General features: G+C 71.1%; 22 protein-coding genes. 10 read left to right on the top strand and 12 right to left on the bottom strand.

Features of this window, described 5'->3' with window-relative positions; translation table 11 throughout:
* Positions 1-64 precede the first annotated feature (64 nt).
* Positions 65-2,203, top strand: a complete 2,139-nt coding sequence (locus ABZ016_RS09485; RefSeq protein ID WP_356915977.1) for a SpoIIE family protein phosphatase — start codon at positions 65-67, stop codon at positions 2,201-2,203.
* On the opposite strand, the gene ABZ016_RS09480 is transcribed toward ABZ016_RS09485, so the two are convergent.
* The 3 genes from ABZ016_RS09480 to ABZ016_RS09470 all read right to left on the bottom strand — a co-directional run bounded on the left by ABZ016_RS09480 (position 2,158) and on the right by ABZ016_RS09470 (position 6,002).
* Positions 2,158-3,246, bottom strand: a complete 1,089-nt coding sequence (locus ABZ016_RS09480) for an AI-2E family transporter (RefSeq protein WP_356915976.1) — start codon at positions 3,244-3,246, stop codon at positions 2,158-2,160. The genes ABZ016_RS09485 and ABZ016_RS09480 overlap by 46 nt on opposite strands.
* 65 nt (positions 3,247-3,311) lie before the next feature.
* Positions 3,312-4,289: a pirin family protein gene (locus tag ABZ016_RS09475; protein WP_356915975.1), complete on the bottom strand. Its 978-nt coding sequence runs from the start codon at positions 4,287-4,289 to the stop codon at positions 3,312-3,314.
* Positions 4,290-4,478: 189 nt separating this feature from the next.
* Positions 4,479-6,002: an MFS transporter gene (locus ABZ016_RS09470; RefSeq protein ID WP_356915974.1), complete on the bottom strand. Its 1,524-nt coding sequence runs from the start codon at positions 6,000-6,002 to the stop codon at positions 4,479-4,481.
* 140 nt (positions 6,003-6,142) lie between these two features.
* On the opposite strand from ABZ016_RS09470, the gene ABZ016_RS09465 reads away from it, so the two are divergent.
* Positions 6,143-6,883 (top strand): TetR/AcrR family transcriptional regulator, encoded by a 741-nt coding sequence (locus tag ABZ016_RS09465; protein WP_356915973.1) that lies wholly within the window; start codon positions 6,143-6,145, stop codon positions 6,881-6,883.
* 9 nt (positions 6,884-6,892) lie between these two features.
* Here ABZ016_RS09465 and ABZ016_RS09460 read toward each other — a convergent pair whose 3' ends face one another.
* Positions 6,893-7,354, bottom strand: a complete 462-nt coding sequence (locus ABZ016_RS09460) for an SseB family protein (RefSeq protein WP_003991607.1) — start codon at positions 7,352-7,354, stop codon at positions 6,893-6,895.
* Positions 7,355-7,528: 174 nt separating this feature from the next.
* On the opposite strand from ABZ016_RS09460, the gene ABZ016_RS09455 reads away from it, so the two are divergent.
* From ABZ016_RS09455 to ABZ016_RS09445, 3 genes are all read left to right on the top strand, one after another.
* Positions 7,529-9,355: an acyl-CoA dehydrogenase gene (locus tag ABZ016_RS09455; RefSeq protein ID WP_356915972.1), complete on the top strand. Its 1,827-nt coding sequence runs from the start codon at positions 7,529-7,531 to the stop codon at positions 9,353-9,355.
* Between the two features lie 75 nt (positions 9,356-9,430).
* A complete protein-coding gene (locus ABZ016_RS09450; RefSeq protein ID WP_356915971.1) occupies positions 9,431-10,729 on the top strand; it encodes a M18 family aminopeptidase in 1,299 nt (432 codons plus the stop codon).
* Positions 10,730-10,815: 86 nt separating this feature from the next.
* A complete protein-coding gene (locus ABZ016_RS09445; RefSeq protein WP_356915970.1) occupies positions 10,816-11,070 on the top strand; it encodes a DUF6458 family protein in 255 nt (84 codons plus the stop codon).
* Between the two features lie 12 nt (positions 11,071-11,082).
* Here the strand turns inward: ABZ016_RS09445 and ABZ016_RS09440 are convergent, their stop codons facing one another.
* On the bottom strand, positions 11,083-12,900 hold the full coding sequence (locus tag ABZ016_RS09440) for an NHL domain-containing thioredoxin family protein (RefSeq protein WP_356915969.1): 1,818 nt from the start codon (positions 12,898-12,900) through the stop codon (positions 11,083-11,085).
* A 29-nt stretch (positions 12,901-12,929) separates the two neighbouring features.
* Positions 12,930-13,322 (bottom strand): cupin domain-containing protein, encoded by a 393-nt coding sequence (locus tag ABZ016_RS09435; protein WP_356915968.1) that lies wholly within the window; start codon positions 13,320-13,322, stop codon positions 12,930-12,932.
* Positions 13,323-13,374: 52 nt separating this feature from the next.
* Between ABZ016_RS09435 and ABZ016_RS09430 the strand changes: the two genes are divergently transcribed.
* Together ABZ016_RS09430 and ABZ016_RS09425 are read left to right on the top strand one after the other, a co-directional pair.
* Positions 13,375-14,382: a helix-turn-helix domain-containing protein gene (locus tag ABZ016_RS09430; RefSeq protein ID WP_356915967.1), complete on the top strand. Its 1,008-nt coding sequence runs from the start codon at positions 13,375-13,377 to the stop codon at positions 14,380-14,382.
* The gene (locus ABZ016_RS09425; RefSeq protein WP_356915966.1) at positions 14,379-14,870 is read left to right on the top strand and encodes an LURP-one-related family protein; all 492 of its coding nucleotides are present in this window, start codon (positions 14,379-14,381) and stop codon (positions 14,868-14,870) included. Before ABZ016_RS09430 ends, ABZ016_RS09425 begins: the two co-directional genes overlap by 4 nt.
* A 27-nt stretch (positions 14,871-14,897) precedes the next feature.
* Here the strand turns inward: ABZ016_RS09425 and ABZ016_RS09420 are convergent, their stop codons facing one another.
* Positions 14,898-15,695 carry a carbon-nitrogen family hydrolase gene (locus ABZ016_RS09420; protein ID WP_356915965.1) on the bottom strand — a complete coding sequence of 266 codons (798 nt, stop codon included), beginning with the start codon at positions 15,693-15,695 and terminating at the stop codon, positions 14,898-14,900.
* 193 nt (positions 15,696-15,888) lie between these two features.
* Here ABZ016_RS09420 and ABZ016_RS09415 point away from each other — a divergent pair, with 193 nt between their 5' ends.
* Together ABZ016_RS09415 and ABZ016_RS09410 are read left to right on the top strand one after the other, a co-directional pair.
* Positions 15,889-16,713 carry a maleylpyruvate isomerase family mycothiol-dependent enzyme gene (locus ABZ016_RS09415; protein WP_356915964.1) on the top strand — a complete coding sequence of 275 codons (825 nt, stop codon included), beginning with the start codon at positions 15,889-15,891 and terminating at the stop codon, positions 16,711-16,713.
* Positions 16,714-16,906: 193 nt separating this feature from the next.
* A complete protein-coding gene (locus tag ABZ016_RS09410) occupies positions 16,907-17,653 on the top strand; it encodes a class I SAM-dependent methyltransferase (RefSeq protein WP_356915963.1) in 747 nt (248 codons plus the stop codon).
* Position 17,654: 1 nt separating this feature from the next.
* Here ABZ016_RS09410 and ABZ016_RS09405 read toward each other — a convergent pair whose 3' ends face one another.
* Complete coding sequence (locus ABZ016_RS09405) at positions 17,655-18,950, bottom strand: MFS transporter (protein ID WP_356915962.1); 1,296 nt, start codon at positions 18,948-18,950, stop codon at positions 17,655-17,657.
* A complete protein-coding gene (locus ABZ016_RS09400; RefSeq protein WP_356915961.1) occupies positions 18,947-19,597 on the bottom strand; it encodes a GntR family transcriptional regulator in 651 nt (216 codons plus the stop codon). The genes ABZ016_RS09405 and ABZ016_RS09400 overlap by 4 nt, the downstream gene beginning before the upstream one ends.
* Positions 19,598-19,805: 208 nt before the next feature.
* Between ABZ016_RS09400 and ABZ016_RS09395 the strand changes: the two genes are divergently transcribed.
* Positions 19,806-20,705, top strand: coding sequence for a serine hydrolase (locus tag ABZ016_RS09395; protein WP_356915960.1), 900 nt, complete (start codon positions 19,806-19,808; stop codon positions 20,703-20,705).
* Positions 20,706-20,780: 75 nt separating this feature from the next.
* Here the strand turns inward: ABZ016_RS09395 and ABZ016_RS09390 are convergent, their stop codons facing one another.
* From ABZ016_RS09390 to pdhA, 3 genes are read right to left on the bottom strand one after another with little or no spacing between them, the layout of a single operon-like run.
* On the bottom strand, positions 20,781-22,181 hold the full coding sequence (locus ABZ016_RS09390) for a dihydrolipoamide acetyltransferase family protein (protein WP_356916325.1): 1,401 nt from the start codon (positions 22,179-22,181) through the stop codon (positions 20,781-20,783).
* A gap of 19 nt (positions 22,182-22,200) precedes the next feature.
* On the bottom strand, positions 22,201-23,178 hold the full coding sequence (locus tag ABZ016_RS09385; RefSeq protein WP_356915959.1) for an alpha-ketoacid dehydrogenase subunit beta: 978 nt from the start codon (positions 23,176-23,178) through the stop codon (positions 22,201-22,203).
* A 1-nt stretch (position 23,179) separates the two neighbouring features.
* Positions 23,180-24,382, bottom strand: a complete 1,203-nt coding sequence (gene pdhA, locus ABZ016_RS09380) for a pyruvate dehydrogenase (acetyl-transferring) E1 component subunit alpha (protein WP_356915958.1) — start codon at positions 24,380-24,382, stop codon at positions 23,180-23,182.
* Between the last annotated feature and the right edge of the window lie 438 nt (positions 24,383-24,820).

Genomic DNA, 24,820 nt, shown 5'->3' with positions numbered 1-24,820 from the left:
TAACGATCGAGCAGACCGCTGCGTTCGGTGGCAGTGTTCGACGGCCTCTTCTTAAAGTAGGGCAATGCGCACTGGCGAGCCTCTGCCCGCCGTGGGGGAGGCTCTCGCCGCCCTCGCGACCGGCCTCTGGCACTGGGACACCGCCACCGGGCTGGTCACGGTCGACGCCGAGGCGGCACGGCTGCTCGGGCTGCCCGCCGAACAGGTCAGCCTCACGGAGGCTCAGGCCCGGGCCCGGCTGCACCCGGTGGACTGGAACGAAATCACCGGCGTGGTCCAGCTCGCCGTCGCCGAGGGGACCCTCGCCGAGGTGCGGGTCCGGATCATGGACGAGCAGGGCCGGATCGTCCGGGTCGTCCGCAGCCGTTCCAAGCCGTCCTTCGACCGGGTCCACAAGGCGTACCGGCTGATCGGCACGCTGCAGGAGGTCACCGAGCCGACGCCGGGCACTCCGGCCGGGCGCAGTGCGGTCACCGGCGACTGGCGGCGCTCCCGGGAGGCGTTCCTGCTGGACGCGGGCCGGGCGCTGGCCGAGGCGCGCTCCACCCAGGAGGTCCTGCGGGTGACGGCCAATCTGTCGATGCCCGGGTTCTCGCCGGACGGGCTGGCGGTGTTCGGGGTCTCGGGCGATCGCCTGACGGTCATCGGGCACCACGGGCAGCAGCCGGGTGACGACAGCCCCTTCTCCGACATGGCGCTGGACACCGACTACCCGGCCGCCGAGGTCGCGCGGACCGGCCGGGCGGTGTATCTGTCCACTCCCGAGCAGTACAAGGCCCGCTACCCGCTGACCTGGCCGCTCGCCCAGCGCTTCGGCCGCCGGTCCTGGGCGTTCCTGCCGCTGACGGTGGCAGGCCGCACGATGGGCGCGTGGATGGCCGCCTTCACCTACCCGGTGGCGTTCACGCCGGACGAGCGGTCGGTGCTGACCACCGTGGCGCGGATGCTGGCGCAGGCGCTGACCCGGGCGGGGCTGGCCGAGAGCGAGCGGGCGCTGACCGACGGGCTCCAGCGCACGATGCTGCCGAGGCTCGGCCCGCAGCGCATCCCGGGCATGAGCGTCGCCGCCCGCTACGTCCCGACCGGCGGCGGGCTCCAGGTCGGCGGCGACTGGTACGACGTGATCCCGCTGCCGAGCGGGCGGTTCGCGCTGGTCATCGGGGACGTCCAGGGCCATGACGTACGGGCGGCGGGTCTGATGGGCCAGCTCCGTATCGCCCTGCGGGCCTACGCCTCCGAGGGCCACCGCCCCGACGCCGTCCTCTCCCGTGTCTCGCGTTTCCTGCACGGCATCGGCGACGAGGATCCCTCCGACCCGCGGTTCGCGACCTGTGTGTACGTCGAGGTCGACCCGGCGAGCGGGGTGCTGGACATCGCCCGTGCCGGGCATCCGGACCCGGCGTTCCGGATGTCCGACGGCACGGTGCTGACCCGGCCGACGTCGGGGGGCCTGCCGCTGGGCATCGACCCGGACGCCGACTACCCCACGACGCGGCTCGCCCTGGAACCCGGCGAGACCATGCTGATCTGCACGGACGGCCTGATCGAGACCGGCGGACACGACCTGGACTCCGGCTGGCGGCGGCTGCGGGTGATCCTGGAGGAGCACAAGGGTGATCTGGAGGAACTCGCCGACACCTTGGTGCAGGCGGTGCACGGGCCGTCCTCGCACCACACCACCGGTCCGCTGACCGACCGCCGCGAGGACGACATCGCCATGCTGCTGCTCAGCCGTGAGGGCGGGGGCGGTGGGTACGGCGACAGCATGACCGTGCGGCAGCCGGTGCGGCGCACGGTGCTGACGGTCGCCCAGGCCGAGCCCGAGCGGATCGCGGAGGCCCGTCAGCAACTGCGTGACCTGCTGCACGACTGGTCCTCGCCGGACCAGCGCGACTCGGCGGTGCTGCTGCTGTCCGAGCTGCTGACGAACGTCCTCGTGCACACCGACTCCGACGCGCTGCTCGTCGCGGAGATCACCGGCGGGGTGGGGGAGCGGCGGCTGCGGATCGAGGTCACCGACACCGGTGACGACCTGCCGCACAGGCGCAGACCGGGGGAGCTGGCGTCCTCCGGCCGCGGTCTGGTGCTGATCGAACTGCTCGCCCACGCGTGGGGCGTCGACCCGCGCGGCGAGGGCAAGAGCATCTGGTTCGAGCTCTACGAATCGGTGGACGGCTCGGGCGACGGCTCCTGGTCGCCGTAGCGCCCGCGGAGCTCCTGGGCGACGCCGAAGGCGGCGGCGGTGAGCGGTACGGCGAGGAGCATGCCGAGCACCCCGGCGACCGACGCCCCGGCCGTGATCGCCACCATCACCACCGCCGGGTGCATCTGCACCGTCCGGCTCTGGATCGCCGGCTGGAGCACATGCCCTTCCAGCACCTGCACCGCGAGCACCACCCCGAGCGCCCAGAGCGCGATGACGAACCCCCGGTCGGCGAGCGCGACCAGCACGGCGACGGCGCCGGAGATGAAGGCGCCGAGATAGGGGATGTACGCCCCGACGAAGACCAGGGCGCCGAGTCCGGGCGCCCCGGGCACGTCGAGGACGAGCAGTCCGACGGTGATGCAGAGCGCGTCGATGAGGGCGATGAGAGTCGTCCCCCGCATGAACCCCTCGACGGCCCTGAGGGCCCGCCGCGCCATGGCCTCCAGGGTGTCGGCCGACCCGCGGGGCGCCAGGGAGCGCAGCGTCGTGGCGGCCTTGTCGGAGTCGCGCAGGAAGAAGAAGACGAGCAGCAGGGCGAGGACGGCCATGGCGATGGACTCGCCGACCACGCTGAATCCGCTGATCACGCCGGAGGCGGCCGTCCCGCCGAACTTGCTCAGCAGTTCCCGGGCGTTGGAGGCGAGGTCGTCCAGCGAGGTGCCGGCCGCCCCGAAGTGCGCGGAGACGCCCCGGGCGGCCTCCTTCAGCGAGGCCACGATCTCGTCGCCGGTGTCGATGAGCGCGGCGACCACGATGTACACGGCCCCGCCGACCACGGCGACGACGGCGACGCAGGTGAGCGCCGCCGCGACCGACCGTTGCACCCCCGCCTTCACGAGCCGCCGGTGCAGGGGCCCGAGCAGCGCGGTCCCGAGCAGCGCGAGCAGCACGGGCACGACGGCGGTCCGGAACTCGTCGCACAGCCGGATCCCGACGTAGACGACCCCGGAGACGAGCAGCAGGACGGCACACCAGGCGGCGAGGCGCTGGACGGGCCCGGGGAGGAGCGGGCCGGGGCCGGGTGAGGGGGTGTCCTGCACTCCTCCACCCGATCACGCCCCGGGCGGGCCGTCCCGTCGGAACGGCCCGCCCGGGTGACGGGGCGTCAGCCCTGGGGGCCCGCCTCGGACATCCCGTGCACCGCCGGGACCGTGCCCAGCCGTCCCTTCTGGAAGTCCTCGAAGGCCTGCATGAGTTCGTCCTTGGTGTTCATGACGAACGGGCCGTAGTGGGCCATGGGCTCACGGATCGGCTGTCCGCCGAGCAGGACGACCTCCAGGTCCGGCGTGTGGGAGTCCTGCTTCTCGTCCGCGCGGACGGTCAGCGAGGAGCCCGCGCCGAAGACAGCCGTCTGGCCCATGTGGACCGGCCGGCGCTCGGGGCCGACGCTGCCGCGCCCGGCCAGCACGTACGCCAGGCCGTTGAAGTCCTCGCGCCACGGCAGGGTGAGCTCCGCGCCCGGCGCCACCGTCGCGTGGATCATCGTGATCGGCGTGTGCGTGATGCCGGGGCCCTGGTGCCCGTCCAGCTCTCCGGCGATGACGCGGAGCAGCGCGCCGCCGTCGGGGGTGCTGAGCAGCTGGACCGAGCCGCCACGGATGTCCTGGTAGCGGGGGGCCATCATCTTGTCCTTGGCGGGGAGGTTCACCCACAGCTGGAGGCCGTGGAAGAGCCCGCCGGACACGACGAGGTGCTCCGGTGGCGCCTCGATGTGCAGCAGGCCCGAGCCCGCGGTCATCCACTGGGTGTCCCCGTTGGTGATGGTGCCGCCACCGCCGTTGGAGTCCTGGTGGTCGAAGATCCCGTCGATGATGTAGGTGACGGTCTCGAAGCCGCGGTGCGGGTGCCAGGGGGTGCCCTTGGGCTCACCCGGCGCGTACTCCACCTCGCCCATCTGGTCCATCATGATGAACGGGTCGAGGTGGCGGTAGTTGATCCCCGCGAACGCCCGGCGCACCGGGAAGCCCTCGCCCTCGAAACCGCTCGGGGCGGTCGTGACGGCGAGCACGGGACGTGCAACGGCCTCGGTCGGCGCGGTCACGCGGGGCAGCGTCAACGGGTTCTCGACGGTCACAGCAGGCATGTCGGTTCCTCCTCGTGTACGCCCAGTTTAGTTGAGCGTTGAACTTTCTGCCACCCCAAACAGAGAAAACCGGGAGGGCATTCCCGGGGGACGCGGCAGCGAATCACGGGAGACCGGCATGGCGGAAGGCCGGGCACCCCCGCACGGGGTGCCCGGCCTTCGTACGTCCGCGGCGGGCGGCCGCCCGCGTCAGGCGGCCAGCTCGGGCTCCTTGCTCCCGGTCCCGGCGGGCTCGGCGCCCTCGGTCTCGGCGGGCTCCGCCTTGCGGTCCCGCATCACCGAGGTGGCCACCGCGGCCGCCGCCAGCACACCGATGGCGCTGATCGTGAAGGTCGTCGACATCGAGGAGGTGAAGGCCTCGCGGGCCGCCCGCACCAGGCCCGGGTCACCGCCGGCGACGGCGAGCGCGCCGCCGAGCGACTCCCTGGCCTGCTCGGGGGCGCCGGCCGGCATCTCGTCCGCGTACCCACCGGAGAGCAGGGCGCCGAGGATCGCGATACCGAGGGCGGTGCCGGACTGCTGGATGGTGTCGTTGAGCGCCGAGCCGACGCCCGCCTTGTCCTCGGGGATGGTGCCCATCAGCGCGGCCACCGCGGCCGGCATCGCCAGACCGGCACCCAGACCGAGGACACCCAGCGCCACGGCCGGGACCGTGAAGCCGCTGTCGGCGCTCAGCGTGGTCAGCAGCCCGAAGGAGGCGGCCATCAGCAGCATCCCGGCGAGGATGACGAACCGGTTGCCCACCTTCACGGCGAGCTGCGCCCCGGCCGTGTTGCCGGCCAGCGCCGCCACGGCCAGCGGCAGGAAGGCCAGACCCGCCTTGACGGCCGGCCAGCCGAGCACGAACTGGAGGTACTGGGTCAGGACCAGCAGCAGGCCGGCGTTGCCGATCTGGACGAGCGCCAGGGAGAGCGAGCCACCGCTGAAGTTGCGGTGCTTGAAGAGGACCAGCGGGACCATCGGCGAGCCGGTGACGTTCTCCCAGACCACGAAACCGGCCAGGGCGACCACCGCTACGGCCAGGACGAGGAGGGAACGGCCGCCGAACGCGCCGTGCTGCGGAATCTCGATGATCCACCACACCAGGGCCGTCATACCGACCGCCGACAGCACCGCGCCCAGCGGGTCCGGCTTCTGCCAGGGCGCCTTCGACTCCGGCATCAGCAGCACACCGGCCAGCAGCGCGAGACCGACGATCGGCACGTTGATCAGGAAGATCGCCTGCCACGCGAAGTGGTCGATCAGCACACCGCCGAGGACCGGGCTGCCCACCAGTCCCAGCATCGACACCGAGCCCCACGCCGCCATCGCCTTGGGACGCTCGTCCTCGTCGAAGACGGTGATCAGGATGGACAGCGTCGACGGCATGATCAGCGCACCGCCCACCCCCATCGCGATCCGCACCGCGATCAGCTCACCCGGACTGGCGCAGAACACCGCCCCCAGCGAGGCCGCCCCGAACAGCAGCAGGCCGATCAGCATCACCTTCCGGCGACCGAACCGGTCTCCGAGGCTCCCCGAGGTCAGCAGCAGACCGGCGAAGACCAGGGTGTAGGAGTCGAGGATCCACTGCATGTCCTGGGTGCTCGCCCCGATGTCCTCGGTCAGCGAGGGCACCGCCACCGTCAGCGCCATGTTGTCGACGACCAGCACCAGCGTGCTGAGGCACAGCACGATCAGGATCCACCAGCGGCGTGGATTGCGGGCTTCCATAGCAGTTCCCCTCCGACTCACTTACTGCGAACACCGTTCCTCGTTGCGAACACTGTACGCATGGCGGAACAGTGTGCGCAACCCTTGAGTTCTGTACGCTGATTGCGCACGCTGTTCGCACGACGTCAGGAGGAGCGCCGATGACCAGGAGCACGAAGAGCAAGGGCCCGAACTCGATCCCTTCCGTATGGGCCCGCGAACAGCGCCGCACCGACCAGCCCGCGCTCAGCCGAGAGGCGATCGTCCGCGAGGCGATCGCGATGCTCGACGCCGAGGGGATCGAGGCGCTCAGCATGCGCAAGCTCGGCGCCCGGCTGAACGCCGGGGCGACGTCCCTGTACCGGCACGTGGCAACCAAGGACGAACTGATGGAGCTCGCGGTGGACGAGGTCGCCGCCGAGATCCACGTCCCGCCGGCCGGCGGCCCGGACTGGCGCGCGGCGGTGACCGAGGCGGCCGGGTCCTTCCGCACGACGGCGCTACGGCACCCCTGGCTGACCCTGGTACTGGGGCAGGCGGGGCTCGCCTATCTGGGGCCGAACTACATGGCCTTCTCGGAGCGGCTGGCGGCCCTGTTCACCGGGGCGGGATTCCCCGAGCCGAGCCGGGCGATCGACGCCGTCTTCTCGTACGTGATCGGCATGAGCACAACGGAAGCCGCCTGGCTGACGACGGTCGCCCGCTCCGGTGAGTCCGAGTCGGAGTTCGTGGCCCGGCTGCTGCCCACGGCCCGGCAAGTCTCCGCCGGCTACGACCACCTGGCGGCCACCGAGGCCGAGACCAGCGCACAGGCCGCCGACCCGGCCAAGCTCCGCGACGACAAGTTCGCCTACGGCCTGGAGGTCGTCCTGGACGGCCTGGCGCTGCGCCTGCCGAAGTAAAGGGAGGCCTCAGCCCCCATACATCCGGCGCATCGCGAACTCGACCATCTGCTCCACGGCCTTCGCGTCGAACACCATGCGGTGCTCGCCCTCCATGTCGAGGACGAAGCCGTAGCCGGTGGGCAGCAGGTCCAGCACCTCCGCGCCGGTGATCACGAAGTACTTGGACTCCTTGCCCGCGTACCGGCGCAGCTCCTTGAGCGTGCTGAACATCGGGATCACCGGCTGCTGGGTGTTGTGCAGCGCGAGGAAGCCGGGGTTGTCGCCGCGCGGGCAGTACACCTTCGACGTCGCGAAGACCTGCTGGAAGTCCTCGGCGGCCATCTGCCCGGTGGTGAACGCGCGCACCGCGTCCGTGAGCGAGGGCGGGGACGGCTCGGGGTACAGCGGCGGCTGCTGTCCGTATCCGCCGGACATCGGCTGCTGCGGAGGGGCGTACTGCGCACCCGCTGTCTGGTCGTAGCCGTACATGGGCGCAAGCGTACCGAGAGCGGCGTGGCGCCGGTGTGCCCTGTCACAGATGACCGGTTCGGGGTTGCTTCTTATTACCGACGGGTAGCATCATCGGAGCTACTTGTTGGTACGTGAACTAGCGCGAGGATCCAGTGCCTCGCCGATCTCTCTACGGAGCCGGGAGCCGTCACCATGGGGCACTACAAGTCGAATCTCCGCGACATCGAGTTCAACCTCTTCGAGGTACTCGGGCGGGACAAGGTGTACGGCACCGGCCCGTTCGAGGAGATGGACGTCGAGACCGCGAAGAGCATCCTGGAGGAGCTGACCCGCCTCTCGGAGAACGAGCTGGCCGAGTCCTTCATCGACGCCGACCGCAACCCGCCGGTCTTCGACCCGGAGACCAACACCGCGCCGGTCCCCGCCTCGTTCAAGAAGAGCTACCAGGCCTTCATGGACTCCGAGTACTGGCGCCTGGGCCTGCCCGAGGAGATCGGCGGCACCACCGCGCCCCGCTCCCTGATCTGGTCCTACGCCGAGCTCATCCTGGGCGCCAACCCGGCCGTGTGGATGTACTCCTCGGGCCCGGCCTTCGCCGGCATCCTCTTCGAGGAGGGCAACGAGGTCCAGAAGCACATAGCCAAGGTCGCCACGGAGAAGCAGTGGGGCTCCACGATGGTGCTCACCGAGCCCGACGCGGGCTCCGACGTGGGCGCCGGCCGCACCAAGGCAGTGCAGCAGGAGGACGGCTCCTGGCACATCGAGGGCGTGAAGCGCTTCATCACCTCCGGTGAGCACGACATGTCGGAGAACATCCTCCACTACGTGCTGGCCCGCCCCGAGGGCGCCGGCCCCGGCACCAAGGGCCTGTCCCTCTTCCTCGTCCCGAAGTACCTCTTCGACTTCGAGACCGGCGAGCTGGGCGAGCGCAACGGCGTCTACGCCACCAACGTCGAGCACAAGATGGGCCTGAAGGCCTCCAACACCTGCGAGATGACCTTCGGCGACCAGCACCCCGCCAAGGGCTGGCTGATCGGCGACAAGCACGACGGCATCCGCCAGATGTTCCGCATCATCGAGTTCGCCCGCATGATGGTCGGCACGAAGGCGATCTCCACACTCTCCACGGGCTACCTCAACGCCCTGGAGTACGCCAAGGAGCGCGTGCAGGGCCCCGACCTGGCGAACTTCATGGACAAGACCGCGCCCAAGGTCACCATCACCCACCACCCGGACGTGCGCCGCTCGCTCATGACGCAGAAGGCGTACGCGGAGGGCATGCGGGCGCTGGTCCTCTACACGGCCTCCGTCCAGGACGAGATCCAGGTCAAGGAGGCCGCGGGCGAGGACATCTCCGCCCTGGAGGCCCTGAACGACCTGCTGCTGCCCATCGTCAAGGGCTACGGCTCCGAGAAGGGCTACGAGCAGCTCGCCCAGTCGCTCCAGACCTTCGGCGGCTCCGGCTTCCTCCAGGAGTACCCGATCGAGCAGTACATCCGGGACTCCAAGATCGACACCCTCTACGAGGGCACCACGGCGATCCAGGGCCAGGACTTCTTCTTCCGGAAGATCGTCCGCAACCAGGGCACCGCGCTGAACTCCCTCGCCGAGGACATCAAGAAGTTCCTGGCCCTCGGCACGGGCGGCGAGGACCTGGCCGGTGCCCGCGAGCACCTCGCCAAGGCGGCCGTGGAGCTGGAGGCCATCGTCGGCCTGATGCTGACCGACCTCGCGGCCACCGAGCAGGACGTCAAGAGCATCTACAAGGTGGGCCTCAACACCACCCGCCTGCTGATGGCCTCCGGTGACGTGGTCGTCGGTTACCTGCTGCTCAAGGGCGCCTCGGTCGCCGCCGAGAAGCTGGAGACCGCGTCCGCCAAGGACAAGGCCTTCTACACCGGCAAGATCGCCGCGGCGAAGTTCTTCGCGGCCAACGTCCTGCCGGGCGTCACCCTGGCCCGCAAGGTCGCCGAGGGCGTCGAGCTGGACCTGATGGAGCTGGACGAGGCCGCGTTCTAGATCATCACGTCCACTGCCCGAGGGCCTGTTTCCTTCCCAGGGGAGCGGGCCCTCGTCCGTCGTTAAGGTAACCCCATGACCGAACGAGCCCGCTTCGACCGCGGCCACACCGACGACCTCATGAGCTTCCTGGCGGCGAGCCCCTCGCCGTACCACGCCGTGGCCACCGCCGCCGAACGGCTGGAGAAGGCGGGCTTCAGGCAGGTCGCCGAGACGGACGCCTGGGAAGGGACGGGCGGCGGCAAGTACGTGCTGCGGGGCGGCGCGATCATCGCCTGGTACGTGCCGGAGGGCGTCGCGCCCCACACACCGTTCCGGATCGTCGGCGCCCACACCGACTCCCCCAACCTGCGCGTCAAGCCGCTCCCCGACAGCGGGGCGCACGGCTGGCGCCAGGTCGCCGTGGAGATCTACGGCGGGCCCCTGCTCAACTCCTGGCTGGACCGCGACCTCGGCCTCGCGGGCCGCCTCACCCTGCGCGACGGCTCGACCCGGCTGGTGAACGTCGACCGCCCGCTGCTGCGGGTCCCGCAGCTCGCCATCCACCTGGACCGCTCGGTCACAGGGGACGGCCTCAAGCTCGACAAGCAGCGGCACATGCAGCCGGTCTGGGGCCTCGGCAACGACGTCCGCGACGGCGACCTGATCGCCTTCCTGGAGGAGACGGCCGGCGTCCCCGCGGGCGAGGTCACCGGCTGGGACCTTATGACGCACTCCGTGGAAGCGCCCGCCTACCTGGGCCGCGACCGCGAACTCCTGGCCGGGCCGCGCATGGACAACCTCCTGTCGGTGCACGCGGGCACGGCCGCTCTGGCCGCCGTGGCGTCCGGGGCGTCCGCGCCCTCCTCCATCCCGGTCCTGGCCGCCTTCGACCACGAGGAGAACGGCTCCCAGTCGGACACCGGCGCCGACGGACCGCTCCTCGGGAACGTGCTGGAGCGCTCGGTGTTCGCGCGCGGCGGCTCCTTCGAGGACCGGGCCCGCGCCTTCGCCGGCACGGTCTGTCTCTCCTCCGACACCGGCCACGCCGTCCACCCCAACTACGCGGAACGGCACGACCCGACGCACCACCCGCGCGTGAACGGCGGCCCGATCCTCAAGGTCAACGTCAACAACCGCTACGCCACGGACGGTTCGGGACGCGCCGAGTTCACCGCGGCCTGTGAGATCGCCGGCGTCCCCTTCCAGTCCTTCGTCTCCAACAACTCCATGCCCTGCGGCACCACGATCGGCCCGATCACCGCCGCCCGGCACGGCATCAGGACCGTCGACATCGGTGTGGCCATCCTGTCGATGCACAGCGCACGCGAACTGTGCGGCGCCGACGACCCCTTCCAGCTCGCGAACGCGTTGACGGCGTTCCTCGAGAGGTAGAACAGGCCGCCACCGCATGGGTGTTCCCCTCGGGGGTACCCGGAGTGCGGACCGGAGAGACCGGACCGTACAGGGAGGCGAAACTCATGGGCCTCGGCGGATGCATCATCCTCATCGCCGTGGGAGCCATCCTCACGTTCGCGACCGACTGGGACATGCAGGGGGTCAACCTCGACCTGGTCGGCATCATCTTCATGATCGTCGGACTGATCGGTGTCACCACGTTCAGCAGCATCTACCGGCGCAGGCGTGTGGTGGTTCCCCCCACGACCCCGGGTGTCATGGACGACCCGGCAGCCCACCACCGGCGCGACGGGTACAGCGACGGGTATGGGGTGTGACGCACTGGAGGATCAGGCGTCCATCCCGGCCAGCACCAGGGGAAGCCGGTCCGTCCCCGTCTCGGTGAGACGGACGGGGACCCCCCAGTCCTGCTGGTGGACGTGGCAGGCCGGGTACTCGTTGTCCGGGTCGTCGTCGCAGGAGGCGGCCATCGCCGAGACGTGCAGCACGCCCTCCGGTACGGCGGGGTCGAGTTCGAGGGTGCGGGAGAGGTCCGTCCCCGCGCCCTCGCCCTCGCGCAGCAGCTCCGGCGGGGTTGACGAGACGAGCAGGCGGGTGGAGGGGCCGTAGCGCTCGTCCAGCTTCTGGCCCGCCGGGGCCTGGAAGATCACGTCCAACCGGAGGCGTCCCGGGGTGACCTCGGCCGCCTCGCGCTGCGTGCGGTGGGCGACCTCCGGCACCTTCACCGCCTCCTCGGGCAGCCGCAGCCGGGTCAGCCGGTGGCGGGCCGACTCCACGACCACGATGTCCTCGCCGACGAGCACGGCGTCACTGGGCTCGCGCAGGCCCGTGGCCAGGGTGGTGACCTCGCCGGTCGCCGGGTCGTAGCGCCGCAGGGCGTGGTTGTAGGTGTCGCTGATCGCGACGGAACCGTCCGGGAGCGCCGTGACGCCCAGCGGGTGCTGGAGCAGGGCCTGTCCGGCGGCGCCGTCCCGGTGGCCGAAGTCGAACAGGCCGGTGCCGACGGCCGTGTGGACCGAGCCGTCGGGCTCCACCCAGCGCAGCGCGGACGTCTCGGAGTCGGCGAGCCACAACCGCTCCGGCGTGGCGGCCAGCCCGGACGGCTGCGCGAACCAGGCCTCGCCGCCCGGCCCGTCCACGAGCCCCTCGTTCGTCGTCCCGGCCGTGACCGCGACCGTGCCGTCGGCCGGGTCGTACGCCCACAACTGGTGGACACCGGCCATGGCGATCCAGACCTTGTCCTGCCACCAGGCGACGTCCCAGGGGGAGGAGAGGTCGACCTCGCGGGCCGGGCCCGAGGTGGGCGACCCCTGCCACCACTGCCGGCCCGTGCCGGCCAGCGTGGTGACCTCGCCGGTGGCCAGGTCCAGCCGTCGCAGCGCGTGATTGACGGTGTCGGCGACGACCACCGACCCGTCGTCGAGGAGGGTGAGCCCCTGCGGCTCGTTGAAGCCGGCCTCGTCGGCGGATCCGTCGGCGAACCCGCGCGCACCGCTTCCGATCCGCCGCACCACGCTCTCCCCGTCCCCGGCGAGCTCCACCAGCTGATGCCGGGTCGTGTCGCTCACCAGGAAGTTCCCGCTCGGCAGCAGCAGAGCCTTGCCCGGGAACCGCAGCACCGTCGGCTCCGGCTCCGGCGCCACGTACGGCCCGTCCCCGCGCCGCAGCGTGCCCTTGGCCGTGTGCTCCGCCTCCAGCTCCTCGACCAGCCGCTCGATGGCGTGCACATGCCCCTCACCGGCGTGCTGCGCGACGACGTACCCCTCGGGGTCGATCACCACCAGCGTCGGCCAGGCCCGCACGGCGTACTGCTTCCAGGTGGCCAGCTCCGGGTCGTCGAGCACGGGGTGCTCCACGCCGTACCGCTCGACCGCGTCCACCACCGCCCGGTGGTCGGCCTCGTGCACGAACTTCGGCGAGTGCACCCCGATGACCACGACCGTGTCCCGGTGCTTCTCCTCCAGCTCGCGCAGCTCGTCGAGGACGTGCAGACAGTTCACGCAGCAGAAGGTCCAGAAGTCCAGGACGACGATGCGTCCTCGCAGGTCGGCGAGGGTGTACTGCTGCCCGCCCGTGTTCAGCCAGCCGCCCTTGCCGGTCAGCTCGGGGGCACGGACGCGGGCGCGTCGGTGTGCGGAGTGGTCCATGCCCCCAGGGTGCCATCCGTCACTGACAGTCAGCTCAGCGCGTGCCCCGTCGTGGCGTCCACGTGGTCCGGGACCTCGTCGTGACGGTCGCCGACCGTGAGGGTGCCGGTGGGTTCGAACAGGAGGATCGCGGTCGGGAGGGGCGCGTACGGCTTGTGCTCGGTGCCGCGCGGGACCGTGAAGACGCTGCCCTCGGGAAGTACGACCGTGCGCTCTCCGGCCGCCTCGCGCAGGCCGATGTGCAGCTCTCCCTCGATCACGAGGAAGAACTCGTCGGTGTGTTCGTGGACGTGCCAGACGTGCTCGCCCTCGACCTTCGCGACGCGGACGTCGTAGTCGTTGACGGCGGTGACGATGCGTGGGCTCCAGCGGTCGGAGAAGGAGGCCAGGGCATGGGCGAGGGAGACGGGTTCCTGAGTCATGAAGCGATCTTCCGGGGTGCCGTACGTCCCGCACGAGTGCTAGGAATCGCACATGCCGAAAGGATCCTCGCACCGTCCGCACCGTCCGCACCGGGTCGCCGTGATCGTCGACGAGGGCACCAACCCGTTCGAGGTCGGTGTCGCCACCGAGCTGTTCGGGCTGCCGCGGCCCGAACTGGGGCTGCCGGGGCCGTTGTACGAGGTGACACTGTGCACGCCCGCGCCGGAGATCCGGATGAACCACGGCTTCTTCACGCTCACCGGTGTCCCGGGCCTGGACGCCGTGGACCGGGCGGACACGCTGGTCGTGCCCGGCCGGCCGGACAACGTCGTGCCGCGCGCCCCTGACGTGCTCGACGCCATCCGGCAGACACACGCGCGGGGCGCCCGGATTCTGAGCTTCTGCACGGGCACCTTCGCACTCGCCGAGGCCGGGCTGCTGGACGGACGGCGTGCGGCGACCCACTGGCGGTGGGCGGACTCCTTCCGCCTGCTGCATCCGAAGGTGCTGCTGGAGCCGGACGTGCTGTTCGTGGACGAGGGCGACATCCTCACCGCCGCGGGCAGTGCGGCGGCGCTCGATCTGGGGCTGTACATCTGGCGCCGCGACCACGGCGCCGAGATCGCCAACCACGTCTCCCGGCGGCTGGTGTTCGCCGCGCACCGGGACGGCGGGCAGCGGCAGTTCGTGGAACGGCCGGTGCCTCAGGTGCGGGACGAGTCCCTGGGCCCCCTGCTGGCGTGGGCCCAGGAGCGGCTGGGCGAGCCGCTGACGGTGGCGGAGCTGGCCGCACGCGCGCGTGTCAGCCCCGCCACGCTCCACCGGCGCTTCCGCGCCCAGCTCGGGACGACCCCGCTGGCGTGGCTGACGGGGGAGCGGGTGGCGCTGGCCTGCCGGCTGATCGAGCGGGGCGAGGAGCGGCTGGACGTGGTGGCGGCCAGGAGCGGCCTCGGTACGGCCGCCAACCTGCGGGCGCGGCTGCGGCGGGCGACCGGGCTCAGCCCGTCGGCCTATCGGCGGCGTTTCGGAGCGGGCGCCGGGGAAGCCCTGGTCTCATGAGATTCCTCGTGTACGACCGGCTCCTCGGCATCGGCGACGACTACTGGATCGAGGACGAGCGCGGCACCAAGGTGTTCCTCGTCGACGGCAAGGCGCTGCGCCTGCGGGACACCTGGGAGCTGCAGGACCTCCAGGGGCGCGTCCTCGTCGACATCCACCAGAAGATGCTTGCCCTGCGCGACACGATGGTGCTCCAGCGGGGCGGGGAGCCGCTGGCGACGATCCGCCGGAAGCGGCTGTCGCTGCTGCGCAACCACTACCGGGTGGCGCTGGCCGACGGCAACGAACTGGACGTCAGCGGCAAGATCCTCGACCGGGAGTTCGCCGTCGAGTACGACGGTGAGCTGCTGGCCGTGGTCTCCCGGCGGTGGCTGACCCTGCGGGACACCTACGGCGTGGACATCGTCCGGGAGGACGCGGATCCGGCGCTGCTGATCGCGGTGGCGGTGTGTGTGATCCACCTGGCGGAGAAGGAGCGGGAGGACTGAGGGGGCTTGAGGGCCGGGAGCGTGTCGTCAGGGCCTGTGCGGGGGCTGGAGTCCCAGCATCCGGTCCTTCAGCGCGGGGAACTGCTCGCGGGTCGTCGCGACCTTCCCGGGGTCGAACTCCACCGTCAGGACCTCCTCGCCGGCGCCGGCCTCGGCCAGGACCTCGCCCCACGGGTCGACCACGATCGAGTGACCGGCCTGGGGAACTCCGGCGTGCGTCCCCGCCGTTCCACACGCGACGACGAACGACTGGTTCTCGACGGCCCGTGCCTGGGCCAGCAGCGTCCAGTGGGACCGGCGGCGCTCCGGCCAGCCCGCCGACACCACGAGCGTCTCGGCACCGGCGTCGACGAGCGAGCGGAAGAGTTCGGGGAAACGGAGGTCGTAACAGGTGCTGAGGCCCAGGGTGGTCCGCGGCAGACGAACCGTCACCAGCTCGGTTCCCGCCCCCATGAGCACGGCCTCGCCCTTGTCGAAGCCGAAGCGGTGGATCTTGCGGTAGGCGGCGGCGAGGTCGCCGGAGGGGGAGAAGACGAGGGAGGTGTTGTACAGGGGGCCGTCGGGGTCCCGCTCGGGGATGGAGCCGGCGTGCAGCCAGACGCCCGCGTCGCTCGCGGCCTTGGCCATCGCCTCGTACGTGGGCCCTTCGAGCGGTTCGGCCTCCCGCCCGAACTCCTCGTAGGCGAAGGCACCCGTGGTCCACAGCTCCGGCAGGACGACGAGATCGGCCCCGGCCTGCTCCCGGACCAGCGCCGCCACCCGTCGGCGACGCGATTCGACCGATTCGCCCTCGTCTACGGCGATCTGGATCACAGAGGCGCGCACACTACCACCGTCCTGGCATTCGGACCGTCCACACGGGCTTCCCCACGGGCCTACGATCGTCACACGAAAGCACTGCCGGGGTGCCCCACAGCAGCGTAACTTAGCTCGCAAGACACCCGCCGACAGCCGCCACCTCCCACTGGCAAGCCCGCCACCACCTGCCCGTGCACCGACCGCCGAGGGGTCCCGTTCCGTGAGTCTGCATCCCACCCTCCAGCCCTACGCCGACGCCTGGACCCACTCCATCGAAGCGATATCCGAGTTGCTCCAGCCGCTCGCGGAGGCCGAATGGAACCGGCGGACGCCGTGCCCCGGGTGGTCGGTGCGGGACGTGGTGTCCCACGTCATCGGTCTGGACTGCGAGATGCTGGGCGACCCGCGCCCGATCCACACGCTGCCGCGCGACCTGTTCCACGTCACCAACGACCACCAGCGCTACATGGAGATGCAGGTCGACGTCCGCCGTCACCACACGGCGCCGGAGATGACCTCCGAGCTGGAGTACGTGGTCATCCGCCGCAACCGCCAGCTGCGGAACGAGTCGCGCGACCCGGGTACGAAGGTGCGGGGCCCGCTCGGGGCGGAGCTGACCCTCGAGGAGTCGATGCGCCGGCACGCCTTCGACGTGTGGGTGCACGAGCAGGACCTGCGCACGGCCCTCGGCCGGCCCGGCAGCCTCGACTCCCCCGGCGCGCATGTCGCCCGTGACGTGCTGCTCGGCGAACTCCCGCGCGTGGTGGCCGAGGACGCGCAGGCGCCGCGCAGCTCGGCCGTCGTCATCGACGTCCACGGCCCGGTCGAGTTCCTGCGCACGATCCGCGTCGACATCCAGGGCCGCGGCACCCTCGAAACGGCCCCCGCGCTCGGCCCCGCCGCGACGCTCACCCTCGACTGGGAGACCTACGTCCGCCTGGCCTGCGGCCGCGTGACACCGGAAACGGTGGCGGACCGTGTGAAGACGGAGGGCGACCAGGACCTGACGACAGCGATCCTGAGGAACTTCACCGTGACCCAGTAAGCAGCCCCAGCTGCGGGCAGTCGTGCCGCTGGGGCGATGGGGGCCCCCTGCTCGAGCGAAGCCGAGAGCTTGGGGGAGGCTGGGCGCAGCGGGACCCCGCTCCGCCGGGCTGCGGACCCACCCGCCCCAGCACCGACGCCCAGCGCCGGAAAACCCGGTGCCGCCGCCCACCCCTACCCGTAACGTCCCTGGCATGACCGCCATACCCCACCGCACCCGCCTCACCTTCCACGGCCCTCTCTCAGAACCCCGGGCCGACCAGCTAGTAGCCCGCCTCGCCCGCACCACCCCAGCCTCCGTGCTGGACATCGGCTGCGGCCGAGGCGAGCTGATGCTGCGCGTCCTGGAGGCCCTGCCGGAGGCAACGGGCATAGGTGTCGACCTCGACGCCGAGGACCTGGCCCGGGCCCGCGAGGCGGCGGAAGAACGGGGCCTCGCCGCCCGGGCCCGTTTCATCGAGGAATCCGCCACCGGCACCACCCGCGGCCCTGCCGACCTGGTCCTGTGCGTGGGCGCGAGCCAGGCCCTCGGCGACCGACTCCCCAAGGCCCTCGCCGAGCTGCGCCGCCTGGTCCGCGACGGCGGTCGTGTCCTGCTCGGCGAGGGCTTCTGGCAGCGCCCCCCGACCGAAGCCGAACTGTCCCGCATGTGGCCGGACGCCGCCGCCACCGACCATCACGACCTCGCGACCCTCGTGGCCCTGGCGATCGAGGCCGGCTTCAGGCCGGAGTGGACCGAGACGGCGAGCCTCGACGAATGGGAGGCGTTCGAGTCGGCGTATCAGGCGGATGTCGAAGTGTGGCTCGCCGAGCACCCCGGTCACCCCCTGGCGGCCGAGACACGCGAGCGCGTCGACCGGCACCGCGCCCGGTGGCTCACCTACCGCGGCGTCCTCGGCCTCGCGTACCTCACCCTCGTACCCGTACGGGCCGTCCGATGAGTCACACCGGCACGTGCACCGTCTCCACCCGGCTCGCCACCAGCCGCTCCCGCTCGCGCCGGGCCGCCCGCCTGCGCAGGCGCAGGATCTGGGTGACGCCGAGGGCCTGGAGTACGAACACCGCCGAGAAGGCCACGGTGTAGTCGCCGCCGGTGGCGTCGAGCAGCACACCGACGGCGAAGAGCGTGGTCATGGAGGCCACGAAGCCGCCCATGTTGGTGATGCCGGACGCCGTGCCCTGCCGCTCGGGCGGGTTCGCCGGGCGGGCGAAGTCGAAGCCGATCATCGACGCGGGCCCGCATGCCCCGAGCACCGTGCAGAGCACGACCAGCAGCCACATCGGGGCGTGCGGGCCGGGGTAGGCCAGTGTCGCCGCCCACAGGGCCGCCGTCGTGCCGACCGTGCCGAGCGCGATCGGCAGCCGGGCTCCGTGGTGCCGGGCGACGATCTGGCCGTAGACCAGGCCGACGCCCATGTTCGACAGCACGACGAGCGTGAGGAGTTCACCGGCCGTGGCGGGGGACAGTCCCTGCGCCTCGACCAGGAACGGCAGGCCCCACAGCAGCAGGAACACCATCGCCGGGAACTGGGTCGTGAAGTGCACCCACATGCCGAGCCGCGTGCCGGGTTCCCGCCAGGAGGCGGCGATCTGGCGGCGTACGTAGGCCGCTCCCTGGTGCGGGAGCGGCTCCGGTTCGTGGCCCTCCGGGTGGTCCTTCAGGAACAGCAGCACCAGGACGAACACCACGGCCCCGGCTGCGGCGCTGCCCGCGAAGGCGGCCGTCCAGCCGATGCCGTGCAGCAGCCGGGCGATGACCAGCGTGGAGACGAGGTTGCCCGCCATGCCCACCAGGCCCGCGAACTGGGCGACGAGCGGTCCGCGGCGGGCCGGGAACCACCGGGTGCCGAGGCGCAGCACGCTGATGAAGGTCAGTGCGTCACCGCAGCCGAGCAGGGCCCGGGAGGCGAGTGCCGTGCCGTAGGACGGGGAGAACGCGAAGCCGAGTTGTCCGGCCGTGAACAGCACCGCCCCGAGCGCCAGCACCTTCTTGGTGCCGAGCCGGTCGACGAGCAGGCCGACGGGTATCTGCATGCCCGCGTAGACCAGCAGCTGGAGGATGGAGAACGTGGAGAGGGCGGAGGCGTTGACGTGGAAGCGGTCGGCCGCGTCCAGGCCGGCCACGCCCAGGGACGTGCGGAAGATGACCGCGACGAAGTAGACCGAGACGCCGATGCCCCAGACGGCCAGGGCGCGCCGGCCGCCCGGCGGATCGCCCGGCAGCGTGGTCGAGCTCATCGGACCTCCCCCCGGGCCAAATGCGAGAACCAGCCGACGTGCCGGTGGACGAGCCCGACGGCCGCCTCCGCGTCCCCGGCGCGCAGCGCTTCGAGGATCTCCTCGTGCTCGGCGAGGGTCTTGGCGATGCGGTCCGGGTGGGAGTGCAGGACGGCCACGCCCATCCGCAGCTGGCGGTCGCGCAGCTGGTCGTAGAGGCGGGAGAGGATCTCGTTGCCGCCGCTGCGGACGATCTCGGCGTGGAAGCAGCGGTCGGTGACGGCGGCTCCGGCCAGGTCTCCTGCGGCGGCCTGCTTCTTCTGCCGGGCCAGCAGCTCCTCCAGGCGCTCGATGAGCCCGGCGGGCGCGGGGACGGCCTTGCGTGCCGCGTGCTCCTCGACGAGCAGCCGTGTCTCGACGACGTCGGCGATCTCCTGCGCGGAGACGGGCAGGACGAGGGCGCCCTTCTTCGGGTAGAGCCGGATCAGGCCCTCGGCCTCCAGCCGGAGCAGCGCCTCGCGGACCGGTGTGCGCGAGACCCCTACGGCTTCCGCGAGCTCGCCCTCGGTGAGGAGGGTCCCGCCCTCGTAGCGGCGCTCCAGGACGCCCTGCTTGACGTGGGTGTAGACGCGGTCGGCGGCGGGGGGTTGCTTCACGGCCAGGGTCATGCGGACAGCATAGATACAACAGGTACGCATGAGGATTTCCGTCCATGATGCGGACGCGAATGTCACACGTCTGCGGCAAAGTCGGGGGCCCTCTCGCCCAAGGCGCAACCAACTGTGCTAGTTACGAGTCAGACACGTGCGGCCCCCTTCCCCTCGTCCTCAACTCGGCCGCATCGTTGGGGCATTCAAGATAATCGGGGTATTTCACTTGATAACCGGCATTAAGGGCACCCGTCTCCGCAGAGCCGCGGCCGTCGCCGTGACCACCGGCACCATGCTCGCGACCGGAGCCCTCACCGTTGCGCCGGCGCAGGCCGCCTCGGCGCCCTCGATCGCCGCCAAGGGCGGCTTCGTGATGAACAACGCGACGGGCAAGTCGCTCTACACCAAGGCGGCCGACACGCGCCGCTCGACCGGCTCGACCACCAAGATCATGACTGCTCTGGTGGTGCTGAAGCAGTCGAACCTCAACCTGGACAGCAAGGTCACGGTCCAGAAGGCGTACAGCGACTACATCGTCGCGAACAACTGGGCGTCGAACGCCAAGCTGATCGTCGGCGACAAGGTCACCGTCCGCCAGCTGCTGTACGGGCTGATGCTGCCGTCCGGCTGCGACGCGGCGTACGCGCTCGCCGACAAGTTCGGCTCGGGCTCGACGCGTGCGGCGCGCGTGAAGTCGTTCATCGGCAAGATGAACTCCACCGCCAAGGGCCTGGGTCTGACGAACACCCACTTCGACTCGTTCGACGGCATCGGCCAGGGCAGCAACTACTCCACGCCGCGCGACCTGACGAAGCTCGCGAGCGCGGCGATGAAGAACTCCACGTTCCGCACGGTCGTCAAGACGAAGAAGTACACGGCGAAGACGACCACCAAGTCCGGCGGTACGCGGACGATGGCGCCGTGGGAGAACACCAACCCGCTGCTCAGCAGTTACAGCGGCGCGATCGGTGTGAAGACGGGTTCCGGCCCGGAGGCCAAGTACTGCCTGGTCTTCGCCGCCACCCGGAACGGCAAGACGGTCATCGGAACGGTCCTGGCGTCCACCAACCTGGACACGCGCAAGTCGGATGCCACGAAGCTGCTCAACTACGGCTTCACCAAGTAGGACAGACAGCAAGCAGGACAGGCACCACGAAAGGGGGGCTCGCCGCAGCCGGCGGCGAGCCCCCCTTTCGTACGCTCATGCCCAGGTCATCAGCCGCTTCGGCTGCTCCAGGATCGCCGCCACGTCCGCGAGGACCTTCGAGCCCAGTTCGCCGTCGACCAGACGGTGGTCGAACGACAGCGCCAGCGTGGTGACCTGGCGGGGCTTCACCTTGCCCTTGTGGACCCACGGCTGGAGCTTGATCGCACCGACCGCAAGGATCGCGGACTCGCCGGGGTTGAGGATCGGCGTGCCCGTGTCGACGCCGAAGACGCCGACGTTGGTGATCGTCACCGTGCCGCCCTGCATCGCCGCCGGGGACGTCTTGCCCTCCCTGGCCGTCGACACCAGCTCGCCCAGCGACTCGGCCAGCTGCGGCAGTGTCTTGGCGTGGGCGTCCTTGATGTTCGGGACGATCAGGCCGCGCGGGGTCGCGGCCGCGATGCCCAGGTTGACGTAGTGCTTGACCACGATCTCCTGGGCGGCCTCGTCCCAGGACGCGTTGATCTCGGGGTGACGCCGGATCGCGACGAGCAGGGCCTTGGCGATCAGCAGGAGGGGGTTCACGCGCAGGCCCGCGAACTCCTTGTCCTCCTTCAGCTCCTCGACCAGCTTCATCGTGCGCGTCACGTCGACCGTCACGAACTCCGTGACATGCGGCGCGGTGAACGCCGAGCCGACCATCGCCGCCGCCGTCGCCTTGCGGACGCCCTTGACCGGGACGCGCGTCTCACGCGTGGTGTCGTACGCCGCCGGGGCCGGGGCGGCGGCCGGGGCCGGGGCCACCGCCGGCTCGGGGGCCTTCGGCTCGGCGGCGGCCACCGCCGCGTGCACGTCCTCCCGGGTGATGATGCCGTCCGGGCCGGTCGGGACGACCGTCGCCAGGTCGACGCCCAGGTCCTTGGCCAGCTTGCGGACCGGGGGCTTGGCCAGCGGGCGCTCGGCGGTGACCGGGGCCGCCGGGGCCGGGGCGGTCTGGGCTGCCGGGGCGTGGCCGTTCAGCTCCGTCTGGATCGCCGTCGAGACCTGCTGGACCGGGACCTCGGGGCCCTTCCGGGGGCGACGGCGGGTGGACGAGGCCGCCACCCCGTAGCCGACGAGGACCGGCTGGCGGCCCGAGCCCTCGGCCTTCGGCTCCTCGGCGGCCGGGACGTCCGCGGGCTCCTCGGCGGCCGGGGCGGAACCGCCGCCCACGTCCACCGCGATGATCGCCGTGCCCACGTCGACCGTGGTGCCCTCCGGGAAGTGCAGGTCCCGGACCACGCCGTCGTACGGGATGGGCAGCTCGACGGCCGCCTTCGCCGTCTCGACCTCGCACACCACCTGCCCGTCCGTGACCGTGTCGCCGGGCTGGACGAACCACTTGAGGATCTCGGCCTCGGTGAGTCCCTCGCCCACGTCGGGCATCTTGAACTCGCGTACGGACGCTTCCGTCATCGTCGTCACGACCCTCTCCTCAGTACGCCAGCGAGCGGTCGACGGCATCCAGCACCCGGTCCAGGTTCGGCAGGTACTCCTCCTCCAGGCGGGCCGGCGGGTACGGCGCGTGGTAGCCGCCGACCCGGAGCACCGGGGCCTCCAGGTGGTAGAAGCAGCGCTCCGTGATCCGCGCGGCGATCTCCGCGCCCGAGCCGAAGAACACCGGGGCCTCGTGGACCACGACCAGGCGGCGGGTCCTCTCCACCGACGCCTGAATCGAGTCGAAGTCGATCGGGGAGACCGAGCGCAGGTCCAGGACCTCCAGCTTCTTGCCCTCCTCGGCGGCCGCGTCCGCGACCTCCTGGCAGAGCTTCACCATCGGGCCGTAGGCGGCGAGGGTGAGGTCGGTGCCGGGGCGCACGACGGCCGCCTTGTGCAGCGGGCCCGGGATGGCCTCCGGGTTCACCTCGGCCTTGTCCCAGTAGCGGCGCTTCGGCTCGAAGAAGATCACCGGGTCGTCGCTCTGGATGGCCTGCTGCATCATCCAGTACGCGTCGGACGCGTTGGAGGGGCTGACGATCTTCAGGCCCGCCACGTGCGCGAACAGGGACTCGGGGGACTCCGAGTGGTGCTCCACCGCGCCGATGCCGCCGCCGTAGGGGATGCGGACGACGACCGGGAGCTTGACCTTGCCCAGCGAGCGGGCGTGCATCTTCGCGAGCTGCGTGACGATCTGGTCGTAGGCCGGGAAGACGAACCCGTCGAACTGGATCTCCACGACCGGGCGGTAGCCGCGCAGGGCCAGGCCGATCGCCGTGCCCACGATGCCCGACTCGGCGAGCGGGGTGTCGATGACGCGGCTCTCGCCGAAGTCCTTCTGCAGGCCGTCCGTCACCCGGAAGACGCCGCCGAGCTTGCCGACGTCCTCGCCCATGATGAGGACCTTGTCGTCGGACTCCAGGGCGCGGCGCAGCGACTCGTTGATCGCCTTGGCGAGTGCCATCTTGTCGGCCATGTCAGTTGCCCCCCTCATCGGCGAACGACGCCTGGTACGCGGCGAACTGCGCGCGCTCCTCGTCGACGAGCGCGTGCCCGTCCGCGTAGACGTTCTCGAAGATGGCGAAGTGGTCCGGGTCCGGCATGGCGCGGACCGCCTCGCGCACTCGTTTGCCCAACGCCTCGGACTCGGCCTCCAGTTCCGCGAAGAATCCCTCGTCCGCGTGGTTCGATGCCTCCAGATAGCGGCGAAGGCGCAGGATCGGGTCCTTGGCCTCCCAGGCCTGGCGCTCCTCATCACCCCGGTAGCGGGAGGGGTCGTCGGAGGTGGTGTGGGCGCCCATGCGGTAGGTGAACGCCTCGACGAGGGTCGGGCCCTCGCCGCTGCGGGCCCGCTCCAGGGCCCAGCGGGTGACCGCGAGGACGCCGAGGACGTCGTTGCCGTCCACGCGCACGCCCGGGAAGCCGAAGCCCTGGGCGCGCTGGTAGATCGGGACGCGGGACTGCTTCTCGGTGGGCTCGGAGATGGCCCACTGGTTGTTCTGGCAGAAGAACACGACGGGGGCGTTGTAGACCGCGGAGAAGGTGAACGACTCGGCCACGTCGCCCTGGCTGGAGGCGCCGTCGCCGAAGTAGGCGATCACCGCGCTGTCCGCGCCGTCCTTGGCGACGCCCATCGCGTAGCCGGTGGCGTGCAGCGTCTGGGAGCCGATGACGATCGTGTAGAGCTGGAAGTTGTTGCTGTTCGGGTCCCAGCCGCCGTTGTTCACGCCGCGGAACATGCCGAGCAGGTTCGTCGGGTCGACCCCGCGGCACCAGGCGACGCCGTGCTCGCGGTAGGTCGGGAAGACGTAGTCGTCCTCCCGGGTGGCCCGGCCGGAGCCGATCTGGGCGGCCTCCTGGCCGAGCAGCGACGCCCACAGGCCCAGCTCGCCCTGGCGCTGCAGGGCGGTGGCCTCGGCGTCGAAGCGGCGGGTGAGCACCATGTCGCGATACAGGCCGCGGAGCTCTTCGGGGGTGACACCGGCGACGTACTTGTCGTACTCGGCGTTCTTGACGCGCTTGCCCTCGGGCGTCAGCAGCTGCACGAGCTCGGGCTCGGTGCCCTTCGCCGCGGCGTCCTTCTTGGCGGTCGTGCGGGTGGTGCGCTTGGTGCCGGTGGTGCCGGCCTTGCTTCCGGCGCTGCGTCGCGATGTGCGCGCGGCAGTGCTCTCCACGGTCACGTGTGCTCCTCCGTCGGTCCGGCCCCCGGGGTTGCCGGTAGGCCAGTGCGGCTCACCTGTTCTCGGCCACCGGGGCACGGGGTGGGTGCCGCTCGGCCGGGTACAGGCGTTGCAGGTGCCCCGGCGAGCGCCCTGCAGAAGGCACGTTACCCAGTGCTCCACATTTCTGTGAAACCCTCTCTGACCTGCGATTTTGCTTGGATTTCCAAGTAAATCGGGAAGGCCCGGAAGGGTGCCTGGTCACAGCCTTGCAGGAGGCCGGAGCAACCGCACGTTAACCCGGTGACCCAGGTCACGGGAAGAGTCAACTTGTCGGCGCGGCGAAACGGCCCGGCGAAACGGCACGCGCGCGTGCCCTCGCCCTCGGCGAGTGACAGCGGGACCGACGGCAAGAAGGACCAGGACGCGGCCGAGCCGAGCCCCTCGGCGTCCGCAGGC

Origin of the sequence: Streptomyces sp. NPDC006372, from assembly GCF_040612515.1 — a bacterium.
Taxonomy (GTDB): Bacteria; Actinomycetota; Actinomycetes; order Streptomycetales; family Streptomycetaceae; genus Streptomyces.
This window is presented reverse-complemented; position numbering and strand designations above follow the sequence as displayed.

Excerpts from the sequence above, each read along its gene's own strand:
- ABZ016_RS09455 (WP_356915972.1), top strand. The coding sequence starts at position 7,529 with ATGGGGCACTACAAGTCGAATCTCCGCGACATCGAGTTCAACCTCTTC.
- ABZ016_RS09410 (WP_356915963.1), top strand. The coding sequence starts at position 16,907 with ATGACCGCCATACCCCACCGCACCCGCCTCACCTTCCACGGCCCTCTC.
- ABZ016_RS09465 (WP_356915973.1), top strand. The coding sequence starts at position 6,143 with ATGACCAGGAGCACGAAGAGCAAGGGCCCGAACTCGATCCCTTCCGTA.
- ABZ016_RS09405 (WP_356915962.1), bottom strand. The coding sequence starts at position 18,950 with ATGAGCTCGACCACGCTGCCGGGCGATCCGCCGGGCGGCCGGCGCGCC.
- ABZ016_RS09470 (WP_356915974.1), bottom strand. The coding sequence starts at position 6,002 with ATGGAAGCCCGCAATCCACGCCGCTGGTGGATCCTGATCGTGCTGTGC.
- ABZ016_RS09450 (WP_356915971.1), top strand. The coding sequence starts at position 9,431 with ATGACCGAACGAGCCCGCTTCGACCGCGGCCACACCGACGACCTCATG.
- ABZ016_RS09445 (WP_356915970.1), top strand. The coding sequence starts at position 10,816 with ATGGGCCTCGGCGGATGCATCATCCTCATCGCCGTGGGAGCCATCCTC.
- ABZ016_RS09430 (WP_356915967.1), top strand. The coding sequence starts at position 13,375 with ATGCCGAAAGGATCCTCGCACCGTCCGCACCGTCCGCACCGGGTCGCC.
- ABZ016_RS09400 (WP_356915961.1), bottom strand. The coding sequence starts at position 19,597 with ATGACCCTGGCCGTGAAGCAACCCCCCGCCGCCGACCGCGTCTACACC.
- ABZ016_RS09425 (WP_356915966.1), top strand. The coding sequence starts at position 14,379 with ATGAGATTCCTCGTGTACGACCGGCTCCTCGGCATCGGCGACGACTAC.
- ABZ016_RS09435 (WP_356915968.1), bottom strand. The coding sequence starts at position 13,322 with ATGACTCAGGAACCCGTCTCCCTCGCCCATGCCCTGGCCTCCTTCTCC.
- ABZ016_RS09475 (WP_356915975.1), bottom strand. The coding sequence starts at position 4,289 with ATGCCTGCTGTGACCGTCGAGAACCCGTTGACGCTGCCCCGCGTGACC.
- ABZ016_RS09385 (WP_356915959.1), bottom strand. The coding sequence starts at position 23,178 with ATGGCCGACAAGATGGCACTCGCCAAGGCGATCAACGAGTCGCTGCGC.
- ABZ016_RS09485 (WP_356915977.1), top strand. The coding sequence starts at position 65 with ATGCGCACTGGCGAGCCTCTGCCCGCCGTGGGGGAGGCTCTCGCCGCC.
- ABZ016_RS09460 (WP_003991607.1), bottom strand. The coding sequence starts at position 7,354 with ATGTACGGCTACGACCAGACAGCGGGTGCGCAGTACGCCCCTCCGCAG.
- ABZ016_RS09440 (WP_356915969.1), bottom strand. The coding sequence starts at position 12,900 with ATGGACCACTCCGCACACCGACGCGCCCGCGTCCGTGCCCCCGAGCTG.
- ABZ016_RS09390 (WP_356916325.1), bottom strand. The coding sequence starts at position 22,181 with ATGACGGAAGCGTCCGTACGCGAGTTCAAGATGCCCGACGTGGGCGAG.